Source organism: Megasphaera hominis (genome assembly GCF_014269395.1).
Taxonomy (GTDB): domain Bacteria; phylum Bacillota; class Negativicutes; order Veillonellales; family Megasphaeraceae; genus Megasphaera; species Megasphaera hominis.
This window is the reverse complement of the sequence record NZ_JACOGK010000019.1, coordinates 1-14127: the sequence shown is the minus strand read 5'-3', so window position 1 is coordinate 14127 and position 14127 is coordinate 1. Positions and strand designations below refer to the sequence as shown.

15 protein-coding genes are annotated in these 14127 nt (G+C 50.8%); 1 reads left to right on the top strand and 14 read right to left on the bottom strand.

The features are described 5' to 3' along the window. Positions 1 to 15: 15 nt before the first annotated feature. The 12 genes from rplI to H8J70_RS07280 form a co-directional block, all read right to left on the bottom strand. Positions 16 to 462: a 50S ribosomal protein L9 gene (gene rplI / locus H8J70_RS07335; protein WP_186503216.1), complete on the bottom strand. Its 447-nt coding sequence runs from the start codon at positions 460 to 462 to the stop codon at positions 16 to 18. Next, positions 459 to 2468 (bottom strand): DHH family phosphoesterase, encoded by a 2010-nt coding sequence (locus H8J70_RS07330; protein WP_186503215.1) that lies wholly within the window; start codon positions 2466 to 2468, stop codon positions 459 to 461. Before H8J70_RS07330 ends, rplI begins: the two co-directional genes overlap by 4 nt. Positions 2469 to 2485: 17 nt before the next feature. Then, positions 2486 to 3442 (bottom strand): YybS family protein, encoded by a 957-nt coding sequence (locus tag H8J70_RS07325; protein ID WP_186503214.1) that lies wholly within the window; start codon positions 3440 to 3442, stop codon positions 2486 to 2488. Positions 3443 to 3530: 88 nt separating this feature from the next. After that, on the bottom strand, positions 3531 to 5192 hold the full coding sequence (locus H8J70_RS07320) for a ribonuclease J (protein WP_186503213.1): 1662 nt from the start codon (positions 5190 to 5192) through the stop codon (positions 3531 to 3533). Between the two features lie 135 nt (positions 5193 to 5327). After that, a complete protein-coding gene (locus H8J70_RS07315) occupies positions 5328 to 6218 on the bottom strand; it encodes a hypothetical protein (RefSeq protein ID WP_222433625.1) in 891 nt (296 codons plus the stop codon). A gap of 21 nt (positions 6219 to 6239) precedes the next feature. Next, positions 6240 to 7040 (bottom strand): bifunctional hydroxymethylpyrimidine kinase/phosphomethylpyrimidine kinase, encoded by an 801-nt coding sequence (gene thiD, locus H8J70_RS07310; RefSeq protein ID WP_186503211.1) that lies wholly within the window; start codon positions 7038 to 7040, stop codon positions 6240 to 6242. Positions 7041 to 7070: 30 nt separating this feature from the next. After that, positions 7071 to 7559, bottom strand: coding sequence for a SixA phosphatase family protein (locus tag H8J70_RS07305; protein WP_186503210.1), 489 nt, complete (start codon positions 7557 to 7559; stop codon positions 7071 to 7073). Between the two features lie 33 nt (positions 7560 to 7592). Then, positions 7593 to 7910: an ArsR/SmtB family transcription factor gene (locus H8J70_RS07300; RefSeq protein ID WP_186503209.1), complete on the bottom strand. Its 318-nt coding sequence runs from the start codon at positions 7908 to 7910 to the stop codon at positions 7593 to 7595. Between the two features lie 110 nt (positions 7911 to 8020). Further along, entirely contained in the window at positions 8021 to 8791 is a 771-nt protein-coding gene (locus H8J70_RS07295; protein ID WP_186503208.1) for a serine hydrolase, read from the bottom strand. After that, a complete protein-coding gene (locus H8J70_RS07290; protein ID WP_186503207.1) occupies positions 8784 to 9242 on the bottom strand; it encodes a Fur family transcriptional regulator in 459 nt (152 codons plus the stop codon). The genes H8J70_RS07295 and H8J70_RS07290 overlap by 8 nt, the downstream gene beginning before the upstream one ends. After that, positions 9239 to 10069 (bottom strand): metal ABC transporter permease, encoded by an 831-nt coding sequence (locus H8J70_RS07285; RefSeq protein WP_186503206.1) that lies wholly within the window; start codon positions 10067 to 10069, stop codon positions 9239 to 9241. Before H8J70_RS07285 ends, H8J70_RS07290 begins: the two co-directional genes overlap by 4 nt. Then, a complete protein-coding gene (locus tag H8J70_RS07280; RefSeq protein WP_186503205.1) occupies positions 10062 to 10739 on the bottom strand; it encodes a metal ABC transporter ATP-binding protein in 678 nt (225 codons plus the stop codon). The genes H8J70_RS07285 and H8J70_RS07280 overlap by 8 nt, the downstream gene beginning before the upstream one ends. Positions 10740 to 10895: 156 nt before the next feature. On the opposite strand from H8J70_RS07280, the gene H8J70_RS07275 reads away from it, so the two are divergent. After that, positions 10896 to 11813: a metal ABC transporter solute-binding protein, Zn/Mn family gene (locus tag H8J70_RS07275; protein ID WP_186503204.1), complete on the top strand. Its 918-nt coding sequence runs from the start codon at positions 10896 to 10898 to the stop codon at positions 11811 to 11813. A 38-nt stretch (positions 11814 to 11851) separates the two neighbouring features. Here the strand turns inward: H8J70_RS07275 and H8J70_RS07270 are convergent, their stop codons facing one another. Then, positions 11852 to 12418, bottom strand: coding sequence for a flavin reductase family protein (locus tag H8J70_RS07270; protein WP_186503203.1), 567 nt, complete (start codon positions 12416 to 12418; stop codon positions 11852 to 11854). Positions 12419 to 12516: 98 nt separating this feature from the next. Then, a complete protein-coding gene (locus H8J70_RS07265) occupies positions 12517 to 13848 on the bottom strand; it encodes a M20/M25/M40 family metallo-hydrolase (protein WP_186503202.1) in 1332 nt (443 codons plus the stop codon). Between the last annotated feature and the right edge of the window lie 279 nt (positions 13849 to 14127).

Genomic DNA, 14127 nt, shown 5'->3' with positions numbered 1-14127 from the left:
CTCAAAAAATGTAACTTAGCCTTCCACAACGTGAATGGTAATTTTACTCGTAATCGTCGGGTGTACGTGGATAATGACTTCGTACGTGCCCAGCGCTTTAATAGGGTTCTTGATTTCTACTTTCTTCTTGTCCAGATCCAGCTGGTACTGTCTCTGCGCTGCTTCGCTCACATCTTTACCGGTAACCGTACCAAAGATTTTACCGCCTTCGCCTACTTTAACGGGGATAGTAAGTTCCACCTTTTTAAGCTGGCTCGCCAGGATTACGGCTTCGTCAGAAGCTACCTGAGCCTTATGGGCAGCAGCTGCCTTTTTCTGTTTGGCATCATTAATATTTTCCGACGTTCCCGGTGCTGCCAGTTTACGGGGCAGGAGGAAATTACGGCCGTAGCCTTCGGAAACTTCTACAATATCGCCTTTTTTGCCTAATTTTTTGACATCCTGTAATAAAATTACTTTCATCCTTTATCTCTCCCTTTATCTAATACTTCATGAATAGCATCCATGACGTCCCGCTGTGCTTCGGCAAGCGTACGGCCTTTGAGCTGGACGCCGGCAACGGTACGATGACCGCCGCCACCGATGGCTTCCATGATCAGCTGTACGTTTATATCGCCTTTAGAACGGGCACTGACGCCAATAACGGCATCGGGTAATTCAAAAAAGGTAAAGCTGGCTTCTACGTCTGTAATGTTGACCAGCATATCTGCCACCTGGGCAGCAATAATAGAGGCATTGGGCACATCCTTCGGGCAGCTCGCCATGGCAATACCGTTTTTTATGCGTGCTTCCGAAAGGAGCCGTGCCTTTAGTTTAACAGAATCAAAGTCAGAGCTAAAGAGGGACCGTACGATGTCCGGGTCTGCGCCACTGCGGCGCAGGTACGAAGCCGCGTCAAAGGTCCGCACGCCAGTCTGGACAGAGAAATTCTTTGTATCGACAATAATACCTGAATATAAGGCTGTTGCTTCAATCTTTTGTAATTCAATATCATCATCAAAATACTGCAGGAGCTCCGTCACCAATTCACTCGTCGAGGAGCTGGACGGTTCCATATACGTAAGGAGCGGCTTTTGAATAAAATCACTGCTGCGGCGATGATGATCGATGACGACGCGGCGTTCTGTCTTTTCCAGCAGTTTTGGCGCCACGGTCATATCCGGCCGGTGTGTATCGACGATAAACAGCAGGGTCTGCTCGTTGCAAGCCGCTTCTGCCATTTCTGCCGTAATCAGGAGATCCTTAAATTCCGGCACGTCGCGGATAGCCGATTCGATGCGTTCAATGGCTTCTGTCTGATGGCTGATGACGACGTGTACGGGCTTGCCCAGAAGCCGTGCCATGTGGGCTACACCAATAGCTGAACCGATGCTGTCATAGTCTTCCCGTTCGTGCCCCATGACGAGGACGAAATCACTCGTTTCAATCAATTCGCGGATAGCCTGGGCAACGACGCGGGCACGAACACGGGTATTCTTTTCTACAGACCGGGTTTTGCCGCCGTAGAAATGAGCTGAGCCGTCTTCTTCGTAGACCACGACCTGGTCACCACCGCGGCCTAAGGCCAAGTCTAAGCCGGCCCGGGCTTTATCAGCCAATTCATTGAAATTAGCCGTCCCTTGCAGGACTACGTCCTCTGGAAAAGCGGCGATCCCCATGCTGACCGTAACGGGAATACGGTTTACCGTATGAATGGAACGAATCCGTTCGAGGAAGGAAAAATTATCTTCCTTCAGTTCATTCAAGGCTTCCCGGCTCAGGCAGGCAATGTAATTATCGTTGTCATACGAGCGAACGAAGGCCTTGTGGGCTGTCAGCTCGTCGATGAGGCAGTTGTTGACGTTTGTCCAGAGGGTAGCCTGCTGGACGGCGGTCATGCCCTTGCCGACTTCTTCCATATTATCGATGGCAATATCACAAAAGACGGGCATAGCTGCCAGGCAGTTTAATTTCTGCCGTTCGGTTTCCGTAATATCTTCAAAGTACAGGATCAAGTAGTTTTCGTCATCCGATGCTTCTGTTTGTAAATACTTATATACGACACGGTAATACCGCTGACCGATGTGCTCGAAAAAATAACCGAATTTGCCCCAAAACTTATCAATATTGAGATTCGGCATAATATAATCCAAGCGTTGATCTTCGTCAATATCGCCTACCCAATCGCGGAAGACGCTGTTGGCCCAGCAAAGGCTCGATTCCATATCGACGATGGCAATGCCAATGGGCAGGTTTTGTACGGCATAGGTCGAAGCCTGATCGACGCTCTGGGAAATGGCATCAAAAAGCTGACTGATTTCCTTATTTCGTTCGTTGTTGGTTTTATGTGTCAGTACATATACGCCGCCAATGACAATGCCCACCAAGAGGGCGATGATCCAGTTGTACACGGCGATGATCAGCAATAAGAGGAAAATCACGCATAGGAAAGTCTCCTCATTGCGATTGTACAGTAATTTTTTAAACATATTCCCGCCTCCTGCAGTTATGCAGCCTCCCGTTTCTTCCGGTAGTTGAAGAGCATATCAACCAGGCCAAGAATGAAGGCCACCATTTGGAATATGGGGATAACAAGAGTGATGACAATCAGCATCGCCTGCGTCGCTGAACGCAAGGGCGTACGGCGATGCAAGAGATATAAAATAAAAGCTACCCCTTGAAGGGTAATAAAAAAGGCTGAAAAATGATCGACATTGACAGCAATCATACTGAGCCAGTCAATACTACGCGATACACCCCAGTATTTCATAACCAATGCCAGTACATATAAGTATACCATACAGCGGGGAATTTCCCAAAGGCGTACAGGCATGAACGGCCGTACGGAAATGCCCTGGCGCGTGAGCAGGTATTGAGCCACGCGCAGGCTCAGATAGACCATGACCACGAGGCCCAGGCAGTATTCCAGTGGGATCAGGGCCGGAACGGTTTCCTTCAGCATTTCCATCTGCTGGTGGAGGCTCATGAGCTGCACAGACCCGGGGTTACTTTGCTGATAACTGGCAAAGGCCATATCTACGATTTCTCCAAACCACTGCTGCAGTACCGTAAAGATATTGATCTGCCAGAAAAGATACGCTGCCACGCACGTGAGAACGGTCAAGGCGATCAAGGTGCCCGCCACGGCCAGCAGGATATAGACCGGATCATATTTCCGCTGCATTCCTACGCCGACGGCAAAGCCCAGCAGGGCTGCCAGCCCCCAATGCATGACGGCCAGGTACGGATCAAACAGGGTGGCCAAAAAAAGGACAGGTAAGACACCGGCTGCCAGTGCCTGCTGCCAGCCGTAACGAACGGCAAAGACAGGCAATACAAAGGCCAGTGCCATAGCCCCGATAGAGGGAAAGATCGGCACAGACCAGCTAAAAAACGCCAGCACCAGCATCAATGCAACAAAGAAGCCTGCTGCTGTCAAAGAAGTAGCATGCTTCTGATCCATGCAACTTCACTCCTTTCCGTAATAGAAACAGCAAAAACGAAACATGACAGCGGAGGTGTCTACCTCCGCTGTCAATTTTTTTGTGTACTTACACTTCCATAATAATCGGTAAAATCATAGGACGGCGCCGCGTCTTTTCGTACAAGTAACGGCTAAGCGTATCCCGTACCTGCGATTTGATTACGGCCCATTCACGGATATTGCCTGCTTCACAGCGTTCCAGAACGGCAGCCACCTTTTCGTGGGCTTCCCGCATCAGTTCTTCCGAATCGCGGACGTAGACAAAGCCGCGGGAGACGATATCCGGGCCGGCCAGGATGTGGCTCGTGCCCTTGGCCAAGGTCATGACGACGATGACCATGCCTTCCATGGCCAGCTGCTGGCGGTCACGGATGACGATATTACCGACGTCACCGACGCCGAGACCGTCGACAAAGACCCGGCCGGCATTGACGTGACCCGTCTTATGACCGGCACGATTGGAAAATTCGAAAATCTGTCCATTGTCGCCAATGAGTATATGATCCTTTTCTACACCCATCTGTACGGCCAGTTCGCCGTGACGGCGCAGCATCCGGTATTCCCCGTGGACAGGAATGAAATACTTCGGTTTGATCAGGCTGAGCATTATTTTCAGCTCTTCCTGGCTGGCATGACCGGATACATGCATTTTTTTATCCCTGCCGGCAATGACGTTAGCGCCGAGCTTCATGAGATTGTCGATAGTCCGGCCTACGCCTGTTTCATTACCCGGAATCGGTGTTGCGGAAATGATGACCGTATCGCCCGGCATAATGCTCACGCTGCGGTGATTGTTCGAAGCCATGCGGGACAGGCCGGCCATCGGTTCACCCTGGCTGCCCGTCGTCAGGATCAGTACCTGATCGGCCGGATAGCGGTTCAATTCATCCGGTTCAATGAGGACGCCTTCAGGCACTTCCAAATAGCCCAGTTCAATGGCGATCTGGACATTGTTGACCATACTGCGGCCCAAGACAGTGACTTTGCGCTTAAACAGGACGGCCGTATTGATGGCCTGCTGAATACGGGAGATATTAGACGCAAAGGTTGCCAGAATAATGCGGCCCTTGGCGTCAGCAAAGGCCTTGCGGAAGGCAGAGCTGACGGTCGTTTCCGATTCCGTGTAGCCCGGCCGTTCGGCGTTGGTACTATCGGACATGAGCAACAGTACGCCGCGCCGTCCGAGATCGGCAAACTTATGCAGATCCATGGGCATGCCGTCTACTGGTGTCAAATCCATCTTGAAGTCGCCTGTATGGACAATCGTTCCTACAGGTGTACGGAAATACAAGGCGCTGGCATCGGGAATGGAATGGTTCGTATGAATGAACCCTACCTTAATACAGCCGATCTGCACTTCGTCGCCATGATGTACTTCATTTAACGAATAATTTGTAATGTGATTTTCTTTCAGTTTCCCTTCAATCAGGCCACAGACGAGCTTAGTGGCATATACGGGGACGTTCACTTCATTGAGCAAGTACGAAAGGCTGCCAATATGGTCTTCGTGACCATGGGTAATGACAACACCGCGTACTTTATCTTTGTTTTCTATCAGGTAACTCATATCGGGAATGACCAGGTCAATGCCGAACATGTCGTCGTCCGGAAATGCCAAACCGGCATCGACAACGATAATGTCATCACCATATTGGATGACCGTCATGTTTTTGCCGATTTCACCCAGACCTCCCAAAGGAATTACGAGCAGCTTTTCCTTCTTAGCCAATTTCTTACCTCCTGATTTCACTTATCATATTTTTTCCGCTAATACTCCCTGCTTCTATTGTCTTTTATTTTGAGCTATATGTCAATAAAAAGTATTTATTAACGCGAAAAGTTTTTATATGATAAGATGACTTCTTTAATGAACATTCTTATCTGCTATAGCATCCTTTTTAACGGTCTGCGGTACCTGCAGTTCTATATTCTGCGGCAGCTGGGCCCAGCGGTATTGCAGATTCACCTTGCTGTTTTGCAGGTAGCTCTTCATGAGGGACAATTCCGCCTTTTTGTCCGGAGCTTTTTGTGCTGCTGCATCGAGGGCACTGCCCAGTACGGCCTGCAGTTGCGGTGTAACCGGCGCCGTCGCACTCAAGATCCGTTTCGTTGCCGGATCGACCGTAAAGGTTACCGTCAGGTCACCGGAATCACGTAAGGCCACGAGGAACTGTTTCACAGCGGCAATATCCTCTTTCTTCGTCAGGCCTTCCTTTTTCCATTCGGCTTCGTCCCCTTCTTTATAGACACGGGACATGTCATAAACGACCTGGTACGTATTATTCCCCACTGCCGTAACGGATTTGACACCGCTCAGGACGTTATGCTTTTCATTCTGCTTGGCTAACGTCTGCCCTAAGGGCTGGGCGCTCGGCAGGGGTACACTCATTTTGTGCCACACAGGCTTTTGTCCTTCTGCAGACTGGACGGGATAATAGGCAATCAAATCGGCCCCATTCTGTTCGACGTAACACGACGTCCACTCACTGCTTTTACCTGCCAGTGTCACCTGACTGTCAGAGCGGACCTGGAAGGGCGTCAGTTTTACATAGCTTACGCTGGTCGCAGCAGCGTTGCCCAAGAAGGGTAACTCAGCATCGGCCTGTAAGGTATAGCTGCCTTCCGGATGGGCAGCCGCGTAGGCCAGAGCCTCCTGATACGTCTGTTCTGCCGGTGTATAAGCCAGAGCCGAGCCGCCGACCATACAGATCGCTGCGGCTGCCAAAATTGCGTTTTTCATCTTCGTCTTGAACATAGTATCACCTCAACTTCACGTTTATATGAGACCTGCTTTTTTATATAATTCATAGAAATGATGGATCGGACCGTGCCCTTTGCCAATCGGTTCGGCATGGGCAATGCCGGTAAATACATAGTGCTTGGCCGCTGCTACAGCGTCGCTCAGCTTCATGCCGTTAGCCAGGTTAGAGGCAATGGCACTCGACAAGGAACAGCCCGTACCGTGGGTACTCGTGCTTTCTACGCGCTGGCCTTTAAAATAATGAACGTCCGTACCGTCAAAGAGCAAATCCGTCGCATCTTCTACACGGTGACCGCCCTTGACGAGTACTGCCTTGGCTCCCATGGCTGCAATTTCCCGGCCCACCGCTTCCATATCAGCCAGGCTGTGAATTTCTTTGCCCGTAAGCACTTCTGCTTCAGGAATATTCGGCGTCAATACATCTGCCAAAGGCAAAAGAATATCCCGCAAAGTTTGTTCCGCTTCCGGTACGAGCAGGCGGTGGCCGCTCGTCGCTACCATGACGGGATCGATGACGACAACGCGCGGTGTATACTGTTTGAGCTTATCGGCAATGACGCGAATCGTTTCCGGTACACTGACCATGCCGATTTTTACGGCATCTACGTCGATATCTTCAAAGACGGCATCGATCTGATCGGCAATTAAATCCGGTGTGACATCCATGTACCCACGCACGCCCTGCGTATTTTGGGATACGACGGCTGTAATGACATTAAGGGCAAAACAGCCATGAGCACAAAAGGTCTTGCAGTCCGCCGCTGCACCGGCACCACCTGACGGGTCCGTACCTGCAATAGATAATACATGTTTCATATATAAAACCTCCCGGTATAGTAATGCATCTTATTGACGCAGCAGCATCTGGGCTGCTGCAGGGTGTATATAAAGCAGTAGCTTGGCTTTGCCGTAAGCCCCATCATAGGCATCGTACGAAAAAAAGGCCAGGCTGCCTGTCTTATAGTCTAATTTCATTCCCGTCAGCATCTCTGTCCAGCTTTCGAGATACGGTGAATGGCCAATGAGCAGCAACGAAGCCTTGTCGTCGTACCTGGCCAGGCTCTTGTATAACCCATCCAGATTGCCTGTCGCCAGGGCATCCTGCTGCTGTACCGCCTCGGGGCGGACCTGCCGTCCCATGATTTCTGCCGTCTGCCGTGCCCGCAGTACCGGACTGGTCCAGATCTGCGTAGTACCGGCAGGCCACCAGCGACGTACTAAGGCTGCCATAGCCGTCACGTCCCGCCGTCCCCGCTCTGTCAGCTGCCGCAAGGCGTCATCCTGACTGGTGACAAAGGGTTCTGCTTTTCCATGACGCATTAAACCTATATACATATAATTATATCCTTCTTCCCCTAAGGGCACCCGTTATTCGGCTACGTGCTGCAAGCCAACGGCGAGCAGCGTATAGACATGGTCGTCAGCCAGCGAATACCAGACCAGTTTTCCCTGGCGCCGGTACTGGATCAGGCCGGCGTCCCGCAAAATACGCAGTTGATGGGATACAGCAGACTGTTCCATGGACAAGCGTTCTGCTACGTCGCCTACACAGCATTCGCCCTGCATCAGTACTTGCAAAATGCGCAACCGTGTCGGGTCTCCCAACACTTTAAAGATACCGGCCAGTGGCACAATATACTCTTGCGGCACTGGCGCTTCTGTTTGTTTCCCCTCGTCAGCCAACATGCAAATCCCCCATCACGACCGATAGCCTCGCTGCCCTCTTTCCTGAATATCTAATTATAACATACATGCATGTATTTCTGTATGTGTTTCTAGAAAAGTATTCTAAAATTTTACTTTTTTTGCAGTTCATCGTACAGTGCCCGCGTAAAATAAGATAATTCATAAAATAATTTCGGCTCATTTGCCACATGGCGGGCCAAGAGGCAGAGAATAAAGGTTCCGCCTGGCGCATAGATGAGGCCGCAGTCATGATAGATTCCATCCAGTTCGCCTGTCTTATGGTCGACGCGGACCGTATGTGGCAGCTGGGCCGGAAGAATACAGTTATCCTCCTGCCGGCTGAGAATATCCCGCATAGCCTTGTCACGCCGGGGATCGACACACTGGCCGTTTGCAAGCAGGCTGAAAAAGCGGCCCATATCGGCAGCGCAGGTCAGGTTTTCCCGGCCAGCGGCAGCTGCTTCAAAATCCATCATTTTGCGGCAGATTTTCGTATGTACCAGCCCCAGCCTGTCGATTTCAGCCTGAATGGTATCCAGTCCCAGGCGTTCTATAAGCAGGTTGGCACAGGTATTGTCACTTTCGACGATCATATGAAAGACCAGCTCCTGCAAGGCTACGACAGCGCCGTCGCGGCCATAAAAAGAACCGCCTTCGACACTCTCCGTTACGGTACAGCGTTCTTCGAGTGTCAGGGCGCCCTCCTTTTCCTGCCGGAACAGGGCACTCATAATCGGTAACTTAATCAAGCTGGCCGACGGCATGATCCGGTCCTGGTATAACCAGGGTTCACTATCAGACAAACGGCGGCAATACAGGGAAAGCTGCGTCGGCACCGTTACAAAGGCAGGTACGTGTTCTGCCAGCCAGGTACTATTCATGCTGTTCTGTCCCTCCTGCCGCGTCCTTGTCCCGGCATTCCTTGCAGAGACCATATAATTCCAGGCGGTGACCGATAATATCAAAGCCCGTATTAGCGGCTACCTTCCTTTCATACTCCGACAAGGGACAGCCGGACAGATCCACCTTTTTATGACAGCGGATGCAAATAAGATAATGGACGTGTCCCGGCATACGCAGGGAGAACGCATACTTTCTCGTTTCCGGCAGAAAGGTCTTTTCGACGAGCTTCTTTTCCGTAAAGAGCTCGAGGACGCGGTAGACCGTCGATACGTTGACGGTCTCACCGGCTTCTAATAATTCCTGATAGATTTCTTCTGCCGTCAACAGTTCTTCCTGGCCGAAGAGAATTTCCAGCACCCGTTTGCGGGGCCGTGTATTTTTGAGGCCATATTGGTGCAGGAACTCTTCATAATTTTTGCTGTCTGTCATGCTTTCAGCTCCTTTCGTTTCTGGCGCTGGCCCAGGGAAAGGCGCAGCTGCTTGCCTAGCAGCACGAAGAGCAGGAGAACGACGGACGTAATGGCCGTAACACCGCCTGGTGCCGCATCAATCCAATAGGAGACAAAAAGGCCCGTTAAAATATCGATAAAGCTAAAGAGCACGGAAAATTGCAGAGTTCGGCGAAAGCCCTTTTGCAATTGCAAGGCCGTTGCCACCGGCAGGGCAATGAGGGAACTGATGACCAGAATGCCCACGATGCGGATTGATACAGAAATCGTAGCTGCTACGAGAATAGAAAAAATATAATTGATCAGTTTGACCCGTACACCGGCTACGCGGGCCCCGTCTTCGTCAAAGGTAATCATGACCAGCTGGGGGTAGAGCCAAAGGATGGTCGTCAGAGAAATAATGCTGAGGATAACGACGGACCAGACATCCGTCGAGGAAACCGTCAGAATGCTGCCAAAGAGGAATGATTCTACATTGGTATGAACCAGGCCGGCACTGATAATCGTAATGGCAATGCCTACCGACAAGGACAAGACGATGATCAGAACCAATTCCGCGTAGCGGCGGAACTGATTACGCAGGGCTTCGATGAGGACGCCAAAAAAGCTGGTCAGACAAAAGGCGCTGATAATAGGGTTTACATCGATCAGGAGACCTACGGCTACGCCTGCTAACGAGGCGTGTGACAAGGCATCGCCGATCATGGAATAGCGGCGCAGGACGAGGAACATGCCGATCATAGGGCACACCAGGGAGATGAGCAAGGCCACAATGCAGGCGTTCTGCATAAAGGAATATTCAAACATACGATTCACTTCCTGTATTTTCTTTTACATATTCACGGATATATTCTTCCGGCGAGCATAAATGACCGCTGCCATTGGCGACGTGATAAAGGAACTTCGAATTGCGCATGGCCGCCCGCAGATTATGTTCGACCGTAACGATGGTCAGGCCGTGCTCTTCGTTGAGCTTCTTTAAAAAAGGGTAGAGCTCGGCCTGGGATTTGACGTCGATCCCTGTCGACGGTTCATCGAGGATCAGCAAATCCGGATGCCCTAAGAGGGCTCTGGCAATAAAGACCTTTTGGCATTGGCCGCCAGACAGGTTGCCAATGAGGGAGTCGCTGTACTCGCCCATTTTCATGAGCTCCAAATAGTGGTCGACGAGACTGCGGTCTTTGATGTGCAGGACCTTGCAGTACGTATTCATTACTTCCCGGACGGTAATGGGAAACTGCTGGTTCAGCGTTTCAAAGCGCTGGGAGACGTAGCTCGTGCGCTTGAAATCATTGACCAGGCTGCCTTCTGAGGGCTTTAAAAGTCCCAGGAGCAATTTGACAAAGGTACTCTTGCCGGATCCATTCTCACCGACAATAGAAATATAATCGCCATTATGGATCGTCAGATTCAAGTCGCGCAGTAAATACGGCGTGCCGATCTCGTACGCATAATAGACGTGTGACAACTGGATCATGGAAAATCCTCTCTTTCTGTAAATCCCTGTCCGCGCCGGCTAATAGATTCATAAGAAATACAGGTACAGGCGTTGACAAGTAATATTTTATATTATATCCTCTTTTTAAGTGCAAACGCAAGGTATTCGCAATTATGAATTTTGAAAGGACTTAGTATGAAACGCCTTCTTCTTTGTTTTCTCGCTCTTCTTCTCGTCTTTCTTTCAGGCTGTGCCAGTGAGCACCAGGCAGCACCGGAGCCGGCCACACAGGATAAACTGTCCGTCGTCGTTTCCTTTTATGCCATGGAAGAACTGGCCCGGGAAATTGGCGGTGATGCAATTACCATCCATACGGTTATCCCGTCTGGCGAAGAACCCCATGATTTCCAGCCAAAAGCGTCGGACCTTTCGGCCCTCTCCCAGGCCGATGTGTTTATCATCAACGGCTGTGATCTGGAAGAGTGGGCACCCAAAGCCATCGCTACAGCACATAACCCGAAGCTTCGCGTCGTCACGGCCTCAGATGGCGCCGACATCCACTACATTGAAATGAAACAGGTACTGCCCGGCCAAAAGGAAGAAAAGGCCGCCGACCCTCACGTTTGGTTAAGCTTAAAGAACGCCAAAGTGGAAGCCCGCAATATGCGCGATGCCTTCGTCGCTGCCGATCCGGCCCACGCCGCCTATTATAACGAGCGCTACGCCCGGTTTACCGGCAAAGCTGACAGTCTCTTAGCCGAATACACCCGGAAATTTGCTGCCGCTCAGCGGCACACCTTCGTCACAGGACACGCTGCCTTTTCTTATATGGCAAGCGACTTTAACTTAACCCAGCTCAGCCTGAGCAACGTCTTCGCTGCCGGTGAGCCCAGCATCCACCATTTGAAGAATCTGGCTGATGAATGCCGCCGTGACGGTCTGACGACGGTCTTTATGGAAGCCGGGGAAAGCCCCCGTATTCCCAATACGCTGGCCCGGGAAATCGGTGCCCGCGTAGAAGTCATTGAAACCCTTGAAGAGGGGGATGGGACAGAGACCTATTTGGAAACCATGCAGAAAAATCTGGAAAAATTATATCAGTCTATGATATAAAAATGCCGGACCCGTTCACGGTCCGGCATTTTTTCTGCTTATTTATTTGGTGTATAGTTTTTGCCTTCGCTCCAGCATTTCCCTATAACCTTGCCTGTACTCAGGTATTGGCCGTTCTGGAATTCAAAGAGGACAGGCGCCACTTTCTCGTAATCTACGCGGCCCCGTTCGTTCAGGCATTCTTCCTGGACGAAGGTATGCACCGGTTTTAGGATATAGTTGGTAAAATTGCCCACTTCCATAGAGTCCACAATGCGGCATTCCATGGATACGGGCGCATCGTCGAGGATAGGCGCATAGGCCAGCTCGCCAAAATGATAGCGGAACACGCCGGACTTATCTTCCTGCGCGCCTTTATGCATACCACAGTAATCGGCAGCGGTCAAAAGCTCCCGGTTGACAAGGCTTACGGAAACGACACCGTGCTCCTTAATGCCGGCATCAGAAAAGGTATGAGCCTTGTCGATGCTAATGAGCAAATGGCCATGTTCAACAACCCCTACATGGGCTACAGTCAGGAAATTGACCTGGCCGTCTTTGACCAGACCGACAATCGTAACGGGCGTCGGATAGAGCGCCATAACAGAACCTACATCTTTTTGCATAGCTAAGTGCCTCCTTCTTGCTTCTGAGTGTATCCTATCATTTATAGTACCTTTTAGGAAGAACGCACTTTATTGTTCTATACTATCTTTTTTGATACTTAGTAATTCTGCAACAGCTGCATGAAGAAAGCACGGCCGCCCGGCAGGGCATCGGCAGGAATCTTTTCGTTTACACCATGCATGGGTCCCCAGCGCTGATCCTGTTCGTAGCCGCTAAAGAGAAAGATGTGCTTGGCAATGTCGGCATAATAGCGGGAATCCGTAGCAAAGAGCATGAGGGACGGCATAACCATGACATCCGTACCGTACACGTCCTGAATCGTCTTGGCGACACAGGCAAACTCTTCACTATGCGGCGTATCTTCATGAACCGGATCAATCCCGGACACGCGGCGCACCTGAATGCCACCGGTCAGATACTGCTGAATATAGGCGAGAATTTCGTCTCCCGTTTCGCCTGGCAGGACGCGGGCACTGATCATGGCACTGACCCGGGCAGGAATGACGTTTACCTGCCGGGCTCCCTGGGCCATGGTGACACAAAGCGTCGTATGTAACAGGGCGTCGAGCTGCGGATCCTCCGCCGCCAGGGCACACACTTCGTCCCAGTGGCGGTCAGGGTCGGCAAAGATGCGCTGTCTTTCTCCCGTTTCCAGCTTCGCCAGGCCCTGCAGCTGGCCCCGTGCCAGGTCGGTCAGCTTATACGGACGGGGATGATCCTCCAAGGCTACGATAGAGCGGGCCAGGGCGCCCATATCTGTGTGCAGCCCCGGCACGCTGGAATGGCCGCCTGTCCCTTCCTTGTATAATTCATATACGATTTGCGATTTATCCCCGAGGCCGACGCGGGCTACGCGATGGCCCTGTGCGTCAGTCGTAATACTGCCGCCTTCGTCAAAAAGAACGATTTCCTTGACGCCTTGCGCGTCAAAGGCCTCCTTCAATAAGCGGCCGCCATCTTCCCCGCTGGTCATGTATATTTCTTCACTGTACCCTAAGGCAATATAGAGGTCATAGTCAGGCCGGAAGCCCTGGGCAAAGAGTGTTTCTACGGCTTCCATTTCGGCCAGGAAGAGATGCTTGCAGTCTGTCGTGCCGCGGCCCCACACACAGCCGTCGGCATAGGCTCCGCTGAAGGGTTCCTGGTGCCATAACGACAGGACACCCGGTTCTACCACGTCCTGATGGGCACTGAGGACGAGGGGTGTCTTTTCCTTGTGGCCTGAAGCATAGTGAAAGAGAAGGCCTGCCCGGCCTACATCGGTTACAGAAAACTCCTTATACAGCGTAGGATAAAACTCTTTAAACAGGCCATGGAGTTTCGTAAACTCAGGCCAGTCGAATTGTTCTACATCTTCATTGGAAATCGTGCTGCAGCGGATAAACTGCTGCAAATGGATCGTTAATTGTTCTTCTTCATGTATCTGCATGGAATCACCTCATTTTCTTTTCCTGTCTGTATTGTACCATATACATATATAGGATAAAGAAAAGGGAGTGTGACAAAATGCGAAAGCATTTTGTCCACTTCCTTTTTTTCATGCTCTTTTTCCTTTTTTAGAGAATGACCTTTGAAAAATGGGCGCAAAGCCCCTTTCCCCATAAAGCAGTATTTTTACAGTTTATGCGGATTTCTGCAAGCGTAGTTTTTTATTGTGATATTTATAGAGGTTATGTCCGATGGAAACCAGGAAAATCTCTAATCGAAC

Coding starts and splice junctions, on each gene's coding strand:
- rplI (WP_186503216.1), bottom strand. CDS start 462: ATGAAAGTAATTTTATTACAGGATGTCAAAAAATTAGGCAAAAAAGGC.
- H8J70_RS07330 (WP_186503215.1), bottom strand. CDS start 2,468: ATGTTTAAAAAATTACTGTACAATCGCAATGAGGAGACTTTCCTATGC.
- H8J70_RS07325 (WP_186503214.1), bottom strand. CDS start 3,442: ATGGATCAGAAGCATGCTACTTCTTTGACAGCAGCAGGCTTCTTTGTT.
- H8J70_RS07315 (WP_222433625.1), bottom strand. CDS start 6,218: ATGTTCAAGACGAAGATGAAAAACGCAATTTTGGCAGCCGCAGCGATC.
- thiD (WP_186503211.1), bottom strand. CDS start 7,040: ATGAAACATGTATTATCTATTGCAGGTACGGACCCGTCAGGTGGTGCC.
- H8J70_RS07305 (WP_186503210.1), bottom strand. CDS start 7,559: ATGTATATAGGTTTAATGCGTCATGGAAAAGCAGAACCCTTTGTCACC.
- H8J70_RS07300 (WP_186503209.1), bottom strand. CDS start 7,910: ATGTTGGCTGACGAGGGGAAACAAACAGAAGCGCCAGTGCCGCAAGAG.
- H8J70_RS07295 (WP_186503208.1), bottom strand. CDS start 8,791: ATGAATAGTACCTGGCTGGCAGAACACGTACCTGCCTTTGTAACGGTG.
- H8J70_RS07290 (WP_186503207.1), bottom strand. CDS start 9,242: ATGACAGACAGCAAAAATTATGAAGAGTTCCTGCACCAATATGGCCTC.
- H8J70_RS07285 (WP_186503206.1), bottom strand. CDS start 10,069: ATGTTTGAATATTCCTTTATGCAGAACGCCTGCATTGTGGCCTTGCTC.
- H8J70_RS07280 (WP_186503205.1), bottom strand. CDS start 10,739: ATGATCCAGTTGTCACACGTCTATTATGCGTACGAGATCGGCACGCCG.
- H8J70_RS07275 (WP_186503204.1), top strand. CDS start 10,896: ATGAAACGCCTTCTTCTTTGTTTTCTCGCTCTTCTTCTCGTCTTTCTT.
- H8J70_RS07270 (WP_186503203.1), bottom strand. CDS start 12,418: ATGCAAAAAGATGTAGGTTCTGTTATGGCGCTCTATCCGACGCCCGTT.
- H8J70_RS07265 (WP_186503202.1), bottom strand. CDS start 13,848: ATGCAGATACATGAAGAAGAACAATTAACGATCCATTTGCAGCAGTTT.